Source organism: Endozoicomonas arenosclerae, from assembly GCF_001562015.1.
Classification (GTDB): Bacteria; Pseudomonadota; Gammaproteobacteria; order Pseudomonadales; family Endozoicomonadaceae; genus Endozoicomonas_A; species Endozoicomonas_A arenosclerae.
Genome location: NZ_LASA01000059.1, coordinates 202433 through 223085 on the forward strand (window position 1 = coordinate 202433; position 20653 = coordinate 223085).

General features: G+C 47.3%; 13 protein-coding genes and 1 pseudogene. 13 read left to right on the forward strand and 1 reads right to left on the reverse strand.

What is annotated here, in order from left to right; genetic code table 11:
• The first annotated feature begins 152 nt into the window (after positions 1-152).
• The 10 genes from WG89_RS07610 (at position 153) to WG89_RS07655 (ending at position 14757) form a co-directional block, all read left to right on the forward strand.
• Entirely contained in the window at positions 153-692 is a 540-nt protein-coding gene (locus tag WG89_RS07610; RefSeq protein ID WP_062263774.1) for a gamma carbonic anhydrase family protein, read from the forward strand.
• 119 nt (positions 693-811) lie between these two features.
• A complete protein-coding gene (locus tag WG89_RS07615; protein ID WP_062263652.1) occupies positions 812-1039 on the forward strand; it encodes a hypothetical protein in 228 nt (75 codons plus the stop codon).
• A gap of 194 nt (positions 1040-1233) precedes the next feature.
• The gene (locus tag WG89_RS07620) at positions 1234-1824 is read left to right on the forward strand and encodes a YhgN family NAAT transporter (RefSeq protein WP_342669253.1); all 591 of its coding nucleotides are present in this window, start codon (positions 1234-1236) and stop codon (positions 1822-1824) included.
• Between the two features lie 642 nt (positions 1825-2466).
• Positions 2467-4107 (forward strand): ABC transporter substrate-binding protein, encoded by a 1641-nt coding sequence (locus WG89_RS07625; RefSeq protein WP_062263658.1) that lies wholly within the window; start codon positions 2467-2469, stop codon positions 4105-4107.
• An 84-nt stretch (positions 4108-4191) separates the two neighbouring features.
• The gene (oppB, locus tag WG89_RS07630; protein WP_062263661.1) at positions 4192-5118 is read left to right on the forward strand and encodes an oligopeptide ABC transporter permease OppB; all 927 of its coding nucleotides are present in this window, start codon (positions 4192-4194) and stop codon (positions 5116-5118) included.
• A 27-nt stretch (positions 5119-5145) separates the two neighbouring features.
• The gene (gene oppC, locus WG89_RS07635; RefSeq protein ID WP_062263777.1) at positions 5146-6051 is read left to right on the forward strand and encodes an oligopeptide ABC transporter permease OppC; all 906 of its coding nucleotides are present in this window, start codon (positions 5146-5148) and stop codon (positions 6049-6051) included.
• A 13-nt stretch (positions 6052-6064) separates the two neighbouring features.
• The gene (oppD, locus tag WG89_RS07640) at positions 6065-7045 is read left to right on the forward strand and encodes an ABC transporter ATP-binding protein (protein ID WP_062263663.1); all 981 of its coding nucleotides are present in this window, start codon (positions 6065-6067) and stop codon (positions 7043-7045) included.
• Positions 7042-8046 carry a murein tripeptide/oligopeptide ABC transporter ATP binding protein OppF gene (gene oppF / locus WG89_RS07645; RefSeq protein WP_062263665.1) on the forward strand — a complete coding sequence of 335 codons (1005 nt, stop codon included), beginning with the start codon at positions 7042-7044 and terminating at the stop codon, positions 8044-8046. The genes oppD and oppF overlap by 4 nt, the downstream gene beginning before the upstream one ends.
• A gap of 184 nt (positions 8047-8230) precedes the next feature.
• Positions 8231-11761: a hypothetical protein gene (locus WG89_RS07650; protein WP_062263669.1), complete on the forward strand. Its 3531-nt coding sequence runs from the start codon at positions 8231-8233 to the stop codon at positions 11759-11761.
• A 110-nt stretch (positions 11762-11871) separates the two neighbouring features.
• Positions 11872-14757 carry a hypothetical protein gene (locus WG89_RS07655; RefSeq protein ID WP_062263672.1) on the forward strand — a complete coding sequence of 962 codons (2886 nt, stop codon included), beginning with the start codon at positions 11872-11874 and terminating at the stop codon, positions 14755-14757.
• Between the two features lie 219 nt (positions 14758-14976).
• Here the strand turns inward: WG89_RS07655 and WG89_RS07660 are convergent, their stop codons facing one another.
• Positions 14977-16242, reverse strand: a complete 1266-nt coding sequence (locus WG89_RS07660) for an ATP-binding protein (protein ID WP_079253710.1) — start codon at positions 16240-16242, stop codon at positions 14977-14979.
• Positions 16243-16483: 241 nt separating this feature from the next.
• Between WG89_RS07660 and WG89_RS07665 the strand changes: the two are divergent.
• The 3 genes and pseudogenes from WG89_RS07665 to WG89_RS07675 form a co-directional block, all read left to right on the forward strand.
• Positions 16484-17824 (forward strand): annotated as a pseudogene (locus WG89_RS07665) (IS1182 family transposase); the annotation flags it as partial.
• Positions 17825-18069: 245 nt separating this feature from the next.
• Complete coding sequence (locus WG89_RS07670) at positions 18070-18312, forward strand: hypothetical protein (RefSeq protein WP_062263679.1); 243 nt, start codon at positions 18070-18072, stop codon at positions 18310-18312.
• Positions 18313-18469: 157 nt separating this feature from the next.
• Positions 18470-20575, forward strand: coding sequence for a DUF262 and DUF1524 domain-containing protein (locus WG89_RS07675; RefSeq protein ID WP_062263682.1), 2106 nt, complete (start codon positions 18470-18472; stop codon positions 20573-20575).
• Positions 20576-20653 lie beyond the last annotated feature (78 nt).

Consider the following 20653-nt stretch of genomic DNA (forward strand, 5'->3'; position numbering starts at 1 on the left):
TATGTCTATGGGTGCAGGATTATCGGTTTTCAAGGACAATGCAACACTTGAAAAACAAAGTGACCCGAGCCGGGTGACAGAAAAAGAGTAAAATTAATTTCAAAGTGGCCAACCCCAAGGCCCGATCAGCAAAGAACAGAGCGATAAACAATATGAACAGCCGTTCCATCAGAACATTCAGGGGCCATACCCCAAAACTGGGTGATCGAGTCTTTGTCGATGAGACCGCTCTGGTACTGGGTGATGTAGAGATTGGCGAGGACAGTTCTGTCTGGCCCATGGCTGTTGTGCGAGGAGACATGCACCGCATCCGCATTGGTTCTCGCACCAGCATCCAGGACGGCTCTGTCCTGCATATTACTCATGCCAGCACCTTTAATCCTGATGGTTACCCCCTGATTATTGGTGACGAAGTCACCGTGGGCCATAAAGTGACCTTGCATGGCTGCACTATCCACAATCGCTGCCTGATTGGTATCGGTGCTGTTGTTATGGATGGAGCTGTAGTTGAGGACGAAGTCATTGTTGCGGCTGGGTGCCTGGTGCCTCCCGGCAAAAGACTGGAAAGCGGTTATGTCTACAAAGGCAACCCGGCACAGAAAGTCCGCCCGGTCAGCGAAAAAGAGAAAGCCTTCTTTTCTTATGGGGCGGGTAACTACGTAAAACTGAAAGATGAATATCTGGAATCGTAATTAGTTATTAAGAATATATTTTATATAACTAATATTCACTTTCGCCCATAGTAGTACAGACGCGAGTACTATCCAGACCTAATCTTCCCTGATCAGAACATGATTTGGGGAGATTAATCATGAGTGAAGCGATCAAGCCAGTAGACACTTCTGCCACCCACCAGACCCAGACCAATTGGGTTGCTGACAGTCAGCTGGATAATCAGGAAATTTACAACGCTGAAAAGCAAGCTGAGAAGTTTCATGAAAACCTCAGTGCCCAGTCCGCTGAGCAGAGATCAGGATATGTCAAAGATAAACAGGCCAGACTGGCTCTGTTAGTTGCACAAAAAAACTTCGTTATATAAACCCTCTTCTGAGTACAAGTGTCTCCCCACCTGATGAGATCTGGATTTGTAGATTTCATCATGCGCTCAGATCTTCTCTCCGTAAGTGCTGCCTCGTACACACTGGAATAAGTCAGGATTGGTTTTTTTCAGGCCAGATGATATAAGCCCGCTCAATCTTTTTAATTCTAATTTTTCGAGTCTGAGCTGCACTGATGGAAATCTACTCCACAGCCATATTGCTGTTCCTGATTATGGATCCGCTCGGCAATATGCCTATCTTTATCTCTGTTCTTAAAACTGTGCCACCACGGCGCAGAGCCAAAATTCTAATGCGTGAAATGCTGATCGCATTATTTATTCTGGTAGTCTTCCTGTTTGTGGGTGATTCCATGCTGAAAACCCTGCATTTGAGACAGGAAGCTGTGAGCATTGCAGGGGCGATAATTCTGTTTATTATCGCAATCAAAATGATTTTCCCTCCCAGCAGGGGTGGCGGCATTATGGGTGATACTCCGGATGGCGAACCTTTCATTGTGCCACTTGCGACACCTCTTATTGCTGGTCCTTCGATTCTCGCGACACTGATTCTTCTGGGGAACCAGCATCCGGGAGAACAGGGTAAACTGGTCACTGCACTGCTGATTGCCTGGGGTATTTCTGCTGCAATCCTGCTTTGCTCCGGGCAATTTATGAGAGTGCTGGGCAATCGTGGTGTCTTCGCCATTGAACGTTTGATGGGCATGATCCTGGTTATGCTGTCAGTACAGATGTTCATGGACGGTATCGCCAACTACCTGGGATAAGCCTTGCTAAACAAAGGCTGTCGTATAAGGCAGCCTTTAACTTTGTTTTTGTGAAACCAATCACTCTTGGGAAAACACTTATCGCTAAATGACACTGAAAACACTATAAGTCACACAGCGTAATTGTACTGCTCAGACAACCTCTTCAGAACCAATCACTACCACTCAATAATAAATCAGTTGATTTACCTTATTTTTCAATAGTTTCAAAGGGTTACCCTGTTTGGACGATGCGGTCTTTACGTACTTTCGTTCAAAAACCTGCTTGATCCTAATCCCAACTTTTAGTTATATTCAGTTACCCGCTCATAGCGGTTCGGTTTTTCCGTATTCGAGATACTGAAGCCGAACCTCCATGAACAGGTGAAGATTTCCGTAATCAGAATTTTTCGGGATCAGTGTAGTACCCGGCGGAATTGACGACATTAGTCCAATAATTAAAACAGTCCCTGACTCAGGGTTCTTTACTCAGGTGAGATCATTGAACAGGGTATATAAAGCGGCAATGCACAGGATCGTGTATTACTCGTCTAGCTCTGGCGAACCCGTCAGACGTAGCAGCTCCCGCCCATGACCATAACTCCAATCAGAATTATGCGTTGACCGATAACAGGCCGGTCATCGAATGAAGGGGATAACAATATGAAGAAGCCATTCAAGGCTCTGAAACTGGCCGGTATTCCGGCTTTGACTCTGGCAGCCAGCATCATGGCCGTCACCAGCGCCAACGCCGCTATTGTTCCAGCAGGCACGCAACTGGCACAAGTCCAAGAACTGGTTCGCGGTAACGGTGCAGAGCCCGCTTCCATCGATCCCCAGAAAGTAGAAGGCGTTCCAGGCTCCAGTGTTACCAAGGATCTGTTTGAGGGTCTGGTAACTCAGGATGCAGCAGGCAACACCATTCCAGGTCAGGCTGAAAGCTGGACCGTCTCAGAAGATAATAAAACCTTTACATTTAAAATTCGTGACACAGCCAAATGGTCTAATGGTGATCCGGTAACCGCTGGTGACTTTGTTTTTGCTTTCCAACGTGCCGTTGATCCAGAAACAGCTTCCCGTTACGCCTGGTTCATGGAAATTCCAACCATCGTAAACGCTTCTGCCATTGTTAAGGGTGAAAAGCCTGCAGATAGCCTGGGCGTTAAGGCCGTTGACGATAAAACTTTTCAGGTAACTCTGGAAAAGCCTGTCCCTTACTTCATCAAGATGCTGGCTCACCAGACCACTTTCCCGGTCCCACAGAAAGTGGTTGAGAAGCTCGGTGATAACTGGACCCGTCCAGGCAACATGGTATCCAACGGCGCGTACAAACTCGCTGACTGGCGCGTAAACGAAAAAATCGTTCTGGAGCGTAACAGCAACTACTGGAATGATAAGGCAACCGTCATCAATAAAGTGACCTATCTGCCTATCGTCAGCACCACTTCTGAACTGAACCGCTACAAGGCTGACGAGCTGGATATGACTAACCTCATTCCAGTTGAGCACTTCAAGTCCCTGAAAAAGCAGATTCCAAACGAAGTAAGAGTGACTCCATACCTGGGCACTTACTACTACACATTCAACACCAAACGTAAGCCATTTGATGACGTGCGTATTCGTAAGGCCTTGTCCTACGCCATCAATCGTGACGCCATCAGCAAGTACGTTAAAGGTCAGGGTGAAAAGCCTGCTTACACCTTCACACCTGAAACCGTGAGTGGTTTTGTTCCACCTTCCACTGACTACAGCAAAATGTCTCAGGCAGAGCGTAATGCCGAAGCAAAACGTCTGCTGACAGAAGCAGGTTATGGCCCTAACAAACCACTGGAATTCGACCTGCTGTACAACACCGACGAAGCTCACAAGAAAGTGGCTATCGCTATCGCACAGATGTGGAAACCTCTGGGCGTGAAGGTGACGCTGGTGAATCAGGAATGGAAAACATTCCTCGACTCCCGTAACGACGGCAAGTTTGACGTAGCCCGTGCCGGCTGGATTGGCGACTACAATGAAGCTTCCACCATGCTGGACCTGAACACTTCAACCCACGGTCAGAATGACTCCCAGTTTGTGAACGAGATGTACGACAAGCTGATGTCCGAGTCCAGAGTTGTAACCAGCGACGAAGAGCGCTCCCACCTCTACACTGAAGCCGAGAAAATTCTGGCTGATGAGATGCCTGTTGCACCTATCTACCAATACGTAACCAGCCGACTGGTTAAGCCATATGTAGGCGGTTACCCAATGAGCAATGTTGAGGACAACGTTTACACCCGGGATCTGTTTATCAAGAAGCATTAATCCCTCTGGTGTAGAGATCAGCCATACTGGTTATCCCAGGATGGCTGATCAACATACAGTCAGGGACACATACAAGGTGTACCTATGTTTACATTTATTCTCAAACGCATTGGCGTTGCCATCCCGACACTGTTCATTCTCGTTCTGTTGTCGTTCTTTTTAATGCAGATGGCACCAGGCAGCCCCTTTACCGGTGATTTCAACATGCCACCGGAAATTCTGGCCAACCTGGAAGCCAAATATCATCTCGACAAGCCACTCTGGCAACAATTTGCCTATTACCTGAAAGACCTTCTGCACGGCGATTTGGGACCGTCTTTCAAGTACAAGGATTACACAGTTAATGAACTGGTTGCCCAAAGCTTTCCGGTTTCCATAACCATTGGCGCCCTGGCGTTTCTATTTACAGTTATCATGGGTGTTGGACTGGGCACATTGGCTGCCTTGAGACAGAATTCCTGGATCGACTACACCGTTATGACCTTCTCTATGGTAGGAGTAGTTCTTCCTTCCTTTGTTATTGCTCCTCTGATGGTGCTGATTTTTTCCATCAGCCTTAAGTGGTTACCTGCCGGAGGCTGGAACGATGGCAGCTGGCAAAACATGGTGCTTCCTGTTGCTGCCATGGCCATCCTCTATGTGGCAGCAGTCGCCCGTATCATGCGCTCCAGCATGATCGAGACCCTGAACAGTAACTTTATCCGTACTGCTCGAGCCAAGGGTCTGCCAAGACGTCACATTATTTTTAAACATGCCCTGAAGCCTGCTCTGTTGCCTGTTGTTTCTTATCTCGGCCCAGCCTTCGTCGGTATTATCACCGGTTCTGTTGTTATTGAGACCGTGTTTGGCCTGCCCGGTATTGGCCAGCATTTTGTTAACGGCGCACTGAACCGAGACTACTCCCTGGTACTGGGACTGACTATCATCATTGGATCACTGACCATCCTGTTCACCGCTGTCGTCGATATCCTCTATGGGCTGATCGATCCAAAAATCAGGGTGGGGGGTTAAACCATGGCGACAATCACTGTGAATAAAATGGTGAAAGAAGAGAGCCACAAGGCTGTGGAAAATTTCTCCGAAAAACTGGAGATTGAAGGGCGCAGCCTCTGGGCGGATGCCCGCCGACGCTTCCTGAGTAATAAGGCAGCTGTCGCCAGTATGATTGTACTGGTAGCTGTTACCCTGCTGATTATCTTTGGTCCGATGGCCAGTCAGTTCACCTATGACGAAATTGACTGGGCCAACATGGCGGCACCGCCTTCCATGGAAACCGGACATTTCTTCGGGACTGATCACTTGGGTCGTGACTTGTTTGTGCGCACCCTTGAAGGAGGTCGGATCTCTTTCATGGTAGGTGCCATGGGTGCCCTGGTTGCTGTCATCATTGGCACCATCTATGGCTCCATGGCGGGCTTCCTGGGTGGCCGTATTGATAACCTGATGATGAGAGCACTGGAAATCCTTCAGTCCTTCCCATTCATGTTCCTGGTTATCCTGATGATCACCTTCTTCGGACGCTCCATACTGTTGATCTTTATCGCAATAGGGGCAGTCTCCTGGCTTGATATGGCACGTATCGTAAGAGGCCAGACCTTGAGTCTGAAGAGCAAGGAATTTGTCGAGGCAGCCATTATCAGTGGTGCCAGCTCTACCCAGATTATTTTCCGCCACCTGATCCCTAACCTTCTGGGTATCGTTGTGGTGTACGCATCCCTTCTGGTGCCGGGCATGATTCTTTTTGAATCTTTCCTGAGCTTCCTGGGTCTGGGCGTACAGGAACCTATGACCAGCTGGGGAGCACTGGTAAACGAAGGGGCAACCTCCATGGAAGTGGCGATCTGGCAACTGGCCTTCCCGACTTCCTTCCTGGTAATCACCCTGTTCTGTTTCAACTTTATTGGCGACGGGCTCCGTGATGCCCTGGATCCAAAAGACAGATAACCCGGAGGCTGGAATGAATCTGTTAGATGTAGATAACCTGCGGGTTAGATTCACGACACCCGACGGGGATGTCACCGCAGTAAACAATATGACCTTCTCCCTGAAGGCCGGTGAAACACTGGGTCTTGTTGGTGAGTCCGGGTCTGGCAAAAGCCAGACTGCTTTTGCCCTGATGGGCCTGCTGGCCAAAAACGGCATTATTGAAGGTTCAGCAAAGTTTCAGGGTCAGGATATTCTGGGTCTGAACGAGGCTGAACTGAACCGGATACGGGCAGAACAGATCTCCATGATCTTTCAGGACCCGATGACTTCTCTGAACCCCTACATGAAAGTTGGGCCTCAGTTGATGGAAGTCCTTCAATTGCACAAAGGCATGAGCAAGAAAGAAGCCTTTGAAGAATCTGTGAAGATGCTGGATGCGGTCAAGATGCCCGAAGCCCGTAAACGCATGAACATGTACCCCCATGAATTCTCTGGTGGTATGCGTCAGCGAGTAATGATTGCCATGGCTCTGCTGTGCCGTCCAAAACTGCTGATTGCAGACGAACCCACAACCGCATTGGACGTAACCGTTCAGGCTCAGATCATGGAACTGTTGAATGAACTGAAGAGTGAGTTCAACACTGCCATCATTATGATCACCCACGACCTGGGTGTGGTCGCCGGTATCTGCGACAAAGTACTGGTCATGTATGCTGGTCGTACCATGGAATACGGCACTACCAACGAGGTCTTTTACGATCCTCGTCACCCTTATTCCCGTGGCTTGCTCGAAGCGATTCCACGTCTGGATACAGAAGGTGAAATTCTGCCGACTATTCCGGGCAATCCCCCCAACCTGCTGAGCCTGCCAAAAGGCTGCCCATTCCAGGAACGTTGCCCTCACGTTATGCAACGTTGCCAACAGGAAGCACCGCCACTGGAGAGTTTTGGTGACGGTCGTCAAAAAGCCTGCTTCTGGACACCGGACAGCTTGAAGGAGGATGCAGCATGAGCCCTCAGCCCAATACAGAAAGCCTTCAACCACTGTTAAAAGTAAGGGGTATAAAGGTTCACTTCCCGATTCATAAAGCCAAAAACTGGCCCTGGGAAAAATCTCCGGTACTGAAAGCGGTCGACGGTGTCAGCTTTGATCTGTACGAAGGAGAAACTCTGGGTGTAGTGGGTGAATCCGGTTGCGGAAAGTCTACTCTGGCTCGTTCTATCATTGGTCTGGTAAAAGCCACTGAAGGTGAAATCCTCTGGCAAGACGGCAATATTGCCGGCTTGCCTGAAAAAGCCATGAAAGATATCCGCAAGGATATCCAGATGATTTTTCAGGATCCCTTGGCTTCTCTGAACCCGCGTATGACTGTTGGCGATATCATTGCCGAGCCTCTGCGTAACTATTACCCGAAGCTGTCGAAAGATGAAGTTCTTTCACAAGTTCGTGACATGATGGCCAAGGTAGGTTTGCTGCCTAACGTGATCAACCGTTACCCACACGAGTTCTCCGGTGGTCAGTGTCAGCGTATCGGTATTGCCCGAGCCTTGATTCTCAAACCCAAGCTGATTATCTGTGACGAGCCCGTGAGTGCACTTGACGTATCCATTCAGGCTCAGGTGGTTAATCTGCTGAAAGAACTGCAGAAAGAAATGGGTCTGTCCCTGATCTTTATTGCTCACGATCTCAGTGTTGTAAAACACATCAGCGACCGTGTTCTGGTGATGTATCTGGGCAACGAAGTGGAAACCGCCAAAGCAGAACCTATGTATGATGACCCACGTCATCCCTACACCAAAGCTTTGCTGTCAGCTGTGCCCATTCCTGATCCGGAGCTGGAAAAAGCCAAGGAAATCGAACTGCTGGAAGGCGACCTGCCATCCCCCATCAGCCCACCCAGCGGCTGTGTGTTCAGAACCCGCTGCCCAATAGCTGATGCCAGCTGTGCTGAAAATCGTCCAAGTTTGATGGACGTGGGTCACCAGCACTTTGCGGCTTGTCCAAAAGCCTGATGAATCAAGCCATCCAGACAACCCGATTGTCTGGATGGCTCGTCTTTACCATTAAATGCAGCCTTGCATACCTCTGAATTATTTTAATAACCCTCACCAGGAGTTCAATTTTACCGAGTCAGGGAACTCTGAAGGCTCATCCCGGTCTATTCCAACAGAAGTTTACTTAGGATGAGTAAAGAGTATGAGTATGGATGGAACCGGCAATAACAGTGATTTTTTTCCCACGGGGTCTGGCAACCAGCCGAATCAGGGTGGTGATCGCTGGAGTCTGACTTCTGCCACCACGGCATCTCAGAGTGTACCGATGGCCGGGCTGCAATCAGTTAGCCATACAGACACCCTTGCCAGTCTGTTAGATGAAGGTTCAAGCACTAGTCCAGCTATGTTCACCTCACTTGGTGATCGGTCTACTGCTCATCCCGGCTACCCCACAAGACCTTTTCTCACTCCACAACAGCAGCAGGGAGGGGCAAGCCTGTCAACGGGATTGAGCACCATGACATCAGGCAGTTCCCAGCTTTCCATGATGCCTGGATCAAGTACGGCTTCTGACCCTTCCGATCCTTTATTTGGTCTAGATTTGAGCTCAGTGCTGGCTGACCTTCCGGCTGTTAATCCTTCCGCCAGTGCATTCCCTGCAATGACGGGCCCTTTGCCTCCCTTTTCAATGATTAGCCCCAGTTTTTCCATGGCAATGCCCACAATGACAACAACAGTGGCAAGCTCCTTGCCTCTTTTATCAACACGTCCAGCATCTGGCTTTCCAGTAGCAAGCAGCTCTGCGTTAGTACCTTTTAATAGACACTTACCGGCAGCACAAATGGGTCGTCGTGGTTACAGCCACCCTGGAGCCCCCTTTCAACAGAGTTTAATGGGAAGACCATCGTCAACTACAGGGAGAACTCAGAGGGGTAACCTTGAGCAGTATCTGGCAGGCTTAAATCATCAGTTAAGGGTTCAAAAAAACAGAGTTGAGCAATTAAATACTCAGTGTGGATTACTCCAATCACAGCTGGACCAAGCCAATATGGACTTAAGCCAAGCTCAGCTTAATTACCAGAGCCTGTATAGCGAAAATGCTCAATTGCAAGGTCAGAATGCTGAATACTTCCGCTGTTATAACGAAGCTCATCAAGAGAATAGTGAGCTGAAGAGGATAACAGACGCAGAAAAACAGGATCTTCAACATCAAATAGATGAAACCAAAAGAAACCTTAATTCAGCAAAGGCCCAAATAGATTCAAAGACCCATTTTATTGAAGAACAGGACACTGAATTGGAGACATTGAGAACAAAGATCAAGGAAAAGGAGACATCACTCTCTCAGCTTCGTATGAGTCAGAAAGAACTTCAGGACAAATATATGAAACTGCAGGCGGGACAGTTGGCTAAATTATTAGAGGTGCGTAAAGAAGTTACTGAAAAAGAAAACGAGTTAGCAAAAGCCACTGCAGACAATGAAGTACTGAAACAACAAGTGGAAGACACAAGATCTGAACTTAACACTGAAATTGATCGTCTTAAAAAAGCCGTTTCTGAGGCTGAAGAAAAGCATGTAAGTATTGTCTCAGAGTCAGAAAAATTCAGAAAAGAAATGTCTCAGAAAACCGATGATCTTCAACGCGAAATTCAGCAGTTACAGAGTACCGTTGCTGAAGTTGAAAGTGATCGTGATTCAGCCAGAGCCGAAGCAGAAGAGGTATTACGTCAGAAGCAGGAGCTAAATGCTGAGTTTGAACGAAAATTTGAGTCACAAAAATCTGCTCTCGACCAGAAAACAGGTGAATATGATCAGGTTGCTCAGGAGACAAGTCTTCGATATCAGGGGCAAATTTCTGAATTGCAGAGCAAAGTTGGTGAGTTGAGAGGACAACTGGAAGACAGTGAACTTAAGCTCCTTGAGGCCAATAATCACCTGAGGGGATTAAATGACCTGGCTCAAAAAGCACTTGAAGATACAAAAAACATATCGGAGCAATGGGAACAAAAGGTTGAGGATTTAGCAAGTAGGCTGAGCGCCGCAGAACGTCATTTTGAGCAATTGCAACGTCAGTATAATAAGCAAGGTGAAGATCACTCATCAGAAATCAGGAGACTCGAAAGCCAGAATAGTGCTTCTCATGAATCACTTTCCTCAAAAGTTTCAGAGCTGGAAGAATCTCTGCGGTTAGAACATGAAGAAAAAACCAGAATTCTAGAAAAAAATACCCAACTGGAGCAGCAGGCTTCAGATCAGAGTGCCGACCTGAAATCACTGCAAGAGCAGCTCGATAATGCAAAAAAACAGACAGAATTAGCAAACGAAGCAATGCGGCAGGAAATGACAGGCCACCAACAGTTAGTCTCTAATTTACAATCTCAACTGGAACAGGAAGAAGACCTGAGAGGACTGTTGGAGGCTGCCGAGAGCAAACTGGTCAAGCAGAAGGCCAGCTATGAAGCTGAACTTGAAAAACAGTTAAAAGAAAGGCTGGAAGAGGAAGAGAAACAGAAAGAAGCTTTAAGTGATGCCGTGCGCCAGTCTATCGCTGTTTCTGCTGATTTAGATCTTCAAAAAGATAAAATGCAAACTCTGTATAAAGAGAATGCCAAATTACGGGAGAAACTCAGTAGAGTTCCGTTGCCCGTAAAGAAAGCCGTGAAACGTCCACCTCCCTCTATTGAATCAGTTGAATCACCTGTCAGCAAAAAACCTGCGCTTCAGAAAGCCACTGCGGCAGTTAGCACGACTTCATTTGAACAAAAGTCTAAAGCGGTGCCAGCTGTTAAGAAGAAACAGATCAAATTTGCTCAGGTTCAACACCCAGAAGCATCCGTCAGTAGTGCAGAGGTTAGGCCCCCTGCTACGTCTCTTGTAGAGGTACCACGCAGTCTGAAGGATGTCTTTGCTAATGCAAAGAAGTTGGGTATTCCCCAGTATTTTGTTTCATTGGGGTACCCGGTCAAAAAGCGAAGAGATGGTAGTCCCGTTGAAATTACCCGAATGGAAGACCTGGGCGATCCAGCTGGTTTTTTACCCACCGAAGAAGCGCGCGTACTGGCTGAAATCAAAAAAAAGTACCGTGCACGCAGTGGAAAGCTGCCCACAGAGCTTCAGAGTCAGGGCGTAGACAAAGTTTGGGCTCAGGCAGCGTATCTGGAAAGTTTTCTTGATGTTGAGAGCTTGAAGCACTGGATTGTGAAACCGCACTCTGAAGTCTGTCAAAAGTTGCAGGCCCTTCAACAAGTCTCTGGGCCAACAGGCTCTACACAAGCTAAACACACACCTTTTAATTCAGCTGAAAGAACAGGAATCTATGACTGGAGAGCAGAACAGAACCAATGTGAAAAGAGTCAACATTTCAGAGAAAAGTTCTGGCCCTTACAGTGGCTGGAAACTCTGGCAGAAGCGATCAGGGAGAACCCTGAAGATAAACTCAGCCAACTGGCAGGCTGTTGGGCAGACTTTTCAATTCATTACGCTATAGCTTCCAGAAGTGGGGCTCTTCAAAAAGAGTACGCTCGAAATCAAGAGCCTTTCAACTGGCGAAAGCTGGGCCAGCCAGAAGCCATGGAAGACAGCTCCGCTCCTGGACCTTCAGGCCTATCAGGCAGCTCTTTGTTGTCATCCTCTGACGTCACTTCGGATACCTCATCCGAGGATTCCGAACGGTCCAGGAAACGCAAATCGTCAAGCCTGAAAGAAAAAGTGGTTAAGAAAAAAAAGAGCTGAATTTTTAATAGAGAGTAGGGAAATCTACTCACATAACCTGTGACAGAATCAAACTAATCAGTTAAGAGCCTGTCAAAGAATTATCCCCAGTTAAACATTGGAATGCAGTTATGGAAGGAATCTCAAAAAACCCGATGGAATGGGAATCCAGCTTAGCCTCACCGCAGGGCTTAAAGCGTTCACTTTCTGAAGCACAAGTTCAGGAGGACTCCTCTGCGAGCAAACGGGTTAAAAAAGCGGAGGCTACCCCATTTTTGACGCACAATCTGGTCGAAAGAAACGGTCTGTACTTTCTCCCTTCAGACTTAAAGCAGAAGGGAGGTGTACTTGCCTTGCCTTCAGCGGATGTGCGCAGATCAATCAACAGCCATCAGGTTGAGCGGCTCGAAGTGCGTCAAAGTAAAATTGATAATCAGGGCGTTCACCTAAGGGAGGAAGCCGCTGACTCTCAGGTGGTGGCTATTTATGAAGGTCGTCCAATCCATTGTCGATATATGACCGATGAAGAAATGGAATGCTCCGGGTATGGAGACACAGAGTCTGAGCCAACAGAATCACCCCGCCATAAAGAACAGCCGAAAAAACAACTGGTCTGGTATAGCTGTACTGACAGTCCAGCCATGCTCAGTCGTCCACCGTCTTTTCATGCATACAGTACCCATGTTACTTATCAGGATGATCAGGACCTGCCTGTCTGGTTAGGTGTTGACGCGATTGACAGCCCTTTGCCTATCAGCAGTATTAATTCATCCAATACGGTTCCCAACACCATTATGCTGCCCTGCCTGACCCCTGATTTGATCGAATCAGTTACAGAGGATGGCGTTGTAACACTTCGTGAGCCACCCAAAGAAGGTGATTATTGTGTTGTGGCTGTCGCCAATAAAAAAATCCCTCAAGGAAAGGAGTTGTTACTCCGTTATGGCGGAGCAATTAAATACCCGGGAAAAAAACAGATTTTCTGGGGGCCTCACGAATACTTCCTGCCGGTGATCAGCCCTGTCCCTGTTGATGCTTACTTTTCAAATGATGCATCAACAGTTGAAGTCAGACCCAGTAAATTGCCAGCACGAGAAGAACTTGATGGGATATGGGCAACCATGTCGTCAAAGATGGGCTTGAAATTCAGCGCATCGCAGATGGTCAATGCCCTGAATATGAAATTCACAAACCCATTTACAGGCACAAAAATATGGACACCGGGCTGTATTCAGCGGCTTTGCGAATTCTGGAATGTTGAGCGTTTCCGACAACGTTTGTATCTAACGTACCTTTGTCACTGTCTGGGTGAGAATGGCAAACTGGATAATAACGGAGTGAATTATCTTGCCGGTTTTATTCGCGCACGTACGCCTTCTGTTACACCGCCTGCAACTAAGCCAGAGAGTATTGATGATGTCATTAGCTGGCTGGATGCATCGATTACTCAATTCCAGACACAGATTGATTCAGAGCCGTCGGTTTCTGATAAAAGACAAGAAGCGAAAAAAAGAAAAGAACTGAACTTTCTGATTGAAGAGCGTCAACAATTGGAAGCATGGAGATGCAGAAACGAAACAGACGATGCCAGAAGAGAGGAACTGATTGCTCGTGAGAAAGAAAAAGTTATTGCTTATACAAAAGTTTATCTGGATAAAGCACAAGAGGAAAAAAAAACGGATCCCTTTAAATACATTCCCTGGGAAAAACTCAATACCCTTTTCCTGCTACCCCATGAATTATGGCCTGAATTCAACCCCTCACCATGGCGAGTGGCTTATATTCGTTGCCTCCCTGATTTCAAGACTGGGAACACAGAGCCGGACTGCCTTGATGCCCTGGATTGCTATACTCCCCAGAGCTCGCAATATATCCATGCGAGAGAGATAGCGCTGATAACCACGCTTGAGAACCTTTTTCGTAAAGGTGGTTTTGAGAGTATCAGAAGGAACCTTTGTGATGGTCTGGCCAGAGTTTGGGAACATGATCCTTGTATCAAACCTCAGTTGAAAGAGAAGCACCCTGCCATCATTGCCCTGGCTAACCACTTGATTAAACTCTCTGGAACAAACGAAGCGGAGCTAACTGCAAGATGGACGCCTCTGGATACTCTGATGGTATGCACTGCAGACACTAAAGATTATGACAGTGCCATGGAGCAGTTTTTATCAGAGCAAATAAAAAACGGCAAAAGTCCCTATGAAATAGCTGATGAGCTCAACCTGAAAAACATTGGTAAGTGGTCTGCAGCTAATGAAGTTAAAGCGGCCTGTAGAGTGGAGCTTCCAAAAGCTGTCACTAAGGAGACAGAGGTTGAGGATCAAGACAACCAGCCAATGGACCTCGAAGAGGTAGAAGATGCATGCAGTGAGGGGGAATCATTTGAAAGTGATGCATCTATAGAATGGACCAGTGAGGACGTAGTCACTTTGATTAAGGACAAAGGTCTGAAGCTACCTCCCGGCTATCGATTGGAACAAGATGTATTAGCCTTTTGTAAAGATGAAGTTGTAAGGCTCATCACTCAGTCCAAAGCAGGCGCTAAATCAAAGTCAAAAACCGCAGAAGTGGATGCCGTTACAATATCAATCCAGCGATTCATGAGAACTCATCCGGAGGTTACGGCATCATTGGCGGACACTTATCAACTTAACCCGGACCGGCTGGCTGCTCCAAAGGAAGCCACCGTCAGATGTTTTGTCTCACTTATCGGTATTGATATGCCTGACAAACCTGAATTAATGGAAGCTCTCAAGCTGAGGCCTCTGGATAAAGTCAGTCTCTTTGTCACCATGCACGATGAATGGTGCACAGAAGTTATTAAACTGATTAATTGCCTTGCAAATAAAGGGATTGACCATCACACCATTGCCGAACTGCTCAATTCCGGCAATAGCAATTTCAACAAGCACAGAGCGGTTTTTGAGTCTATACCTGTGCCTCCGGATTACGATGAAACCGAATGGTCTGACCGTACTATAGTCCGTTTTTTATTAGAGAATGACCCCGGCAAGTAGACAGATATTAACTAACGTCTTTGTGCTCGCTCAGTTAACAAAGGCTTCGGAACAGCAACGATGCCAGCGTGCTGAAAACCGTCCAAGGTTAATGGACGTGGATCACCAGCATTTTGCGGCCTGCCCGAAAGCCTAACTCTCTTACCTCCAGCCATATCTGCAGACCATGGCAGATATGGCTTTATTCTTGTAAGAATGTAATTCTATCTTCAGAGAAAATCAGTTACCTGAAGGACAAAATAGACACCCGACGGGCACAGCGATTAATTTATCCGAGAAGGGCAAAACCTTGTCCCCGTTATAAACAATGACCCCCCTCTGAATACTCCCTGCTTTAATCAACATTTCCAGAGCAGCAAACATTTCCTTCTTAATCGTCATACCCGCTTTCACTTCAATGCCCGTTGCCTGTCCATTATATCCGGACAAAATAAAATCCACTTCCCGCTTATCTTTGTCACGGTAATGGTACAACTGACAATCCTCCTCACTGACAGCAATAGCTTTCATTAATTCTGAGCAAACCCAGGTTTCCATCATTGGCCCCAGCAGATTTCTATCTGCCTGAATCGAAGCTTCGTTGATTCCTCGCAGGACACATAGCAGCCCTGTGTCGACAAAATGAACTTTGGCCTGCTTGATCGCTCGTTTCAGCTCATTGCGATGCCAGCCCGGAATCCGCTTTACCAGATATAAATTTTCCAATGCCGAAACATACTTCTGAACTGATTTACTATCCATCTGCACGGCCTTTCCAAGGTTGGAGTAATTCAGAGCATCTGACGAAATGGCTGCTAACAGCTTCAACAACTGAGCCATTTCATCCAGTTTTTGCAATTGAAATACTTCATTTATGTCCCGCCGGATAATGGCATCCGTATAGGAACGGTACCAGCGAGCTCTTCGTCCAGCTGAGCGTTGTTGAACTTCTGGATAGCCGCCACAGACAATCGCCGAGATCACCTCATCATAATCAAGAGAGCTTGAGGTCTTCGGAACAAAATTCGGAGATAGTAGCTGTTGAATAATATCGCTTTGGCCTTTGTTAAAAGACAGCTGTTTCAGTTCTGGCTGACTGAACGGATACAGGGTCACAAACTCGGCACGACCGGCGAGAGAGTCCGCCAGTGTGGGCAGCGTCATAAGGTCGGCTGAGCCGGTCAGGATAAAAGAACCAGGTTGGCGATCTTCATCCACTAACAGTTTGATAGTACGAATCAGTTCAGGAGCCCGCTGTACTTCATCAATAATGATCGGGCGGGATTGCTGACGCAGTAAACCAATAGGATCATTACGAGCAATAGAGAGAATATTCTCGTCATCCAATGTGAGATATGAGCCCGTCTCTTTTAGTCCAGGCAGCTCCAGAAGATGTCGGGTAATAGTAGTTTTTCCGGACTGCCTGGGGCCGGTAATGACCACTACCGGTGTATCGGCTAGGCATTCCTGAAGATACCTCTCGATAGCTCTGGTTATATAGGGCATATATTCGACCAAAATAGATTTTAATTACGACTATTTTGGATTCTAGTAAAGACTAAACTGAATTTCCAATTCGACTATTATGGATTTTACATACGCAAAAAGGCTAGCTGCCAGCATGCCCATAAGCTGAATACGGAGCTAGAAGGCTKACCGAAAATAGACTGCCTCCTAGGAGCCTGTCGGACTTAACCAGCAAAACAGGTAAAATCCTGATTCCAGTACCAGTAACACTCAAAGCACTATGAATAAGTGGAAGTTCAAACCGGTCGACCGAAACACTCCCGACCTTTTCCCTGCCAGCATCCAGGATTATCTTCCAGAAGGTCATATGGCTCGCTTTGTGGTGGATGTTGTTGACCAGCTCGACCTGTCTCCACTGATCAATTCTTATCGAGGCACAGGATCAAAAGGCTGGCATCCTGCCATGATGGTTTCACTACTGTTTTATGGCTATGCARCCGGTGTCTTTTCCAGCCGCAAGTTGGAGATGGCGACTCATGACTCCATTGCTTTCCGTTATATCTGTGCCAACCAGCATCCGGATCACGACAGTATCAACGCGTTTCGCCAGCGCTTCCGTCAGCACATTGAGGCGTTGTTTGTCCAGATCTTAATGATTGCTCAAGAGGCGGGTTGGTTGAAGCTGGGCAATGTGAGCCTGGACGGTMCCAAAATCAAGGCTAAKGCCAACAAGAGTAAGGCKTTGAGTTATAAACMCGCTTGCAAGCTGGAGAAACAGTTGAAACAGGAAGTTGCAGAACKTCTGGTCATGTCAGAGCAAGCGGATAAAAATGAGCTGCCCGAAGGGCTGKCGATACCTGATGAACTCAAGCGGAGAGAAGACCGACTGGCCGTTATCAGTAAAGCAAAAGAAGAAATAGAACGKCGGGCTGAAGAGCGATACCAGCMGGAAAAGGCCGAGTACGAAGAAAAGGTTGAGCGCCGTAAAGCCCGTAACAATGCAGGCAAGGCACCACGCCCGCGAGAACCGGGAGCACGGGATAAAGATCAGGTGAGTTTGACTGATCCGGATTCCCGAATCATGCCAGCACCGGGCGGAGCCTTCGAACAAGCTTACAATGCTCAGGGCACTGTCGATAACGAAAGCGGCTTGATCATCMCCCGCCATGTCTCTCAGTCAGCTAACGACAAAAAAGAAGTGGTTCCTACACTGGCTCAGCTGAAAATATTGGAGCCGGTACTGGGTAAGGCGGCGGGTCTTCTGGGAGATTCAGGCTATTTCAGCAAAGCCAATGTTCATGCTGTGGATAAAGCAGGACTGACGCCTTACATTGCGATTAGCAGAGAAGCTCATAACTTGCCATTGCTGAAGCGTTTTCAACCGGATGATCCAGAACCAGATGGTAGTGCCAGTACGGTGGAGTGGATGCAGTGGCGTCTGCAAACACGAGAAGGACGGGCGATTTACAGCCAGCGAAAACATACGATAGAACCGACCTTTGGGATACAGAAAGAAGCCATGGGGTATCGGCGTTTCATGGTGCGAGGGTTGGACAATGTGACAAAAGAGTGGTCGCTGGTTTGTCTTGCGTATAACTTGAGGTGGATGTTCAGCCTGAAACAAGTGAATGAAGAGCAGTGGTTGGAACTGGTCTTGTTGGCGACTTATCTGTGGCACTATTGGGCTGATCTGAGGCCAAGAGTGAGAAAAATCATAAGGACAAGTTGAAAATGTAATGCGCCGGAGAGGGTTTTATAAGTTCTCTCCGGAATAGTCAGAGTCTGAAATTACTTGAACTGCGTTTATGGGTTCAAGTCCGACAGGCTGCTAGAGCAGCCTCACAGCATCATCTGCGCACTGGAAAAATGAAATCTAATATGGAAGAAGTTCGGGCCAGAGATGATCAGATGTTTGTTTTTGCCGATCGCCAGGCAAGTCTGGTATCAGACGACGCTATTAAGGTATTGTGGGTAGAAGCTGCTCCGGAAGTTGTTGTTCCTATCCTCTACACCGTGCCTCTGCAGTTACTGTCCTATTTCATAGCGATCATCGAGGGGACTGTCGTCGATCAGCCTCGTAATTTGGCTAAGTCGGTGACTGTAGAGTAATCGCATCTAGCAAAAATCGGATAGCATGAAAGGATGAAGCAACTTTTTGGTTGCAGAGGCCTTCAGCTTCAAAGCTACAAACAATAGGACTATCCGACTCACCTTCCAGCAAGTAATATTCATTCCTGTCTGCCCTTCTTGCAGTAAAGGATTGCCCATGAAAGCAACAGAAACCCTGCTATTTAAATTTCTACAAAAATCAGCTCAATTTATTATTCCCATCTATCAACGTCAGTACAGTTGGACTCACAATCAGTGTGAACAGTTGTGGAAAGATATTGAACGAGCGGGTAGCCAGGATATGGAAGGGCATTTTATTGGCTCTGTCGTCTATGTAGAGAGTGGGCTATACAGCCATAGCGATGTGCCCCAGTTGCTGGTGATCGATGGGCAGCAGCGCCTGACAACCACCACACTACTGATCGCCGCACTTTCACAGGAAATTCACCAGCGTATGGCAGAGTCCGGTGGGATTGTTGTAGAAGGCACCAACGCCAAGAAACTGAAAAATTACTATCTTTGCAACGATAACGAAGAAGGCACTGACCTGTACTATAAGCTAGTGCTGACCAAGAGTGATAACGATGCTTTGCGCTATATTGTGAATGGCAAAGGTGAGGCAGAAACTGAATCCACTCTGCGGGTTGATCAGAACTACGCTTATTTTGCCAATCAACTGAGAAATGCCGACAACGCACTGCTAACAACCCTCTACAAAGGTCTGCAAAAGCTGCTGATTGTGGATATCTCATTGGATCGAGAGCGGGACAACCCCCAACTAATCTTTGAGAGCCTGAACTCGACAGGTCTGGCGCTGAGCCAGGCCGACCTTATTCGCAACTATGTACTGATGGGGCTGGAGCCCAAGCAGCAGGGTGAGCTCTACAACGAGTATTGGTATCCCATGGAGCGGGACTTTGGTCATGGGGAATATGGCCGGCTGTTTAATCAGTTTATGCGGGACTTTCTTACGGTTAAGACTGGTAATCCTCCCCGAATTGGTGATGTATATGAAGCCTTTAAGGTATATATGACCAGCTCTGGTGATGACATTGAAGAGCTGGTGGCCGATGTTCGCCGCCATGCTAGCTACTACGTAGCGTTTGTGCGCGAACTGGAAACAGAGCCCAAATTGCTGGGTGCTTTCAAGGATCTGAACAGTTACAAGGTAGATGTTGCGTATCCTCTGGTGCTAGAGCTGTACAACGATTACGCTCACAACATTCTGGAGCAGAATGAATTTGTGGAATGTGTGCGAATTATGGAGAGTTATGCGTTTCGCCGGTTTGTCTGTGGTATACCCACCAACTCCATGAACAAAACCTTTGCCCGTTTCAGTAAGGGTTTGGATAAGAGTAGATATCTGGAGAGTTTTAAGGCCGCTTTTCTTAATCTCAGTAGCTACCGGCGAATGCCCAAGGATGAGGAGTTCAAACGCTGTCTGCTGACTAAAGATATGTACAACATGCGCAACAAATCCTACTGGCTGCGTAGGCTGGAAAATCACGGGCGAAAAGAGCGGGTGTTGGTTGAAGACTACGCCATCGAGCACGTCATGCCCCAGAACCCTAATCTTCCTGAAGAGTGGCAGGCGGAACTGGGCGAGAGCTGGAAACAGGTGCAGGAAACCTATCTACACACCCTCGGTAACCTCACCCTAACGGGCTACAACCCAGAGCTGAGTGACCGACCTTTTGCTGAAAAGCGGGATATGGAAGGAGGCTTTGCCCAAAGCCCTCTGAAACTAAACCGTAGCTTGGCGCAGAAAGATCACTGGAACGAGCAAGAAATTCTCGAACGCAGCGAACAGTTAAGTGATCTGATGGTAGAAGTGTGGACCTTGCCTGAAGTACCTATAGATGTATTACTCGGGTATATCCTGCCTGAACTCAAAAAGTCTGAATATACTCTGACTGATCATCCACATATCGCCAAAGGTTCAATGAAAGAACTGTTCCAGAAGTTCCGTACGCAGGTATTAGCACTGGATGAGAGCATTCGGGTAGATTACTTGAAGCTTTACGTTGCTTTTAAGTTTGATACTAATTTCGTGGACGTTGTGCCCCAGGCATCAGCATTGCGCCTCTCATTGAATATGAAATTTGAAGATATTCATGATCCACTAGGGCTGTGCAAAGATATCAGTAATCTTGGCCGTTGGGGGAATGGTGATGTTGAAGTGAAACTGTCGGAGGCATCTGAGTTGCCCTATGTGATGGAGCTAGTGCAGCAGGCTTTGGATTTGCAGGTTGTGGAAGGCTAAAATGACCAGATTGCTTTTGGTTCAAATAGTAAATTTTCCATGGGGTCAAACTATGAGAGCATGTAGTAATAGCTCTCA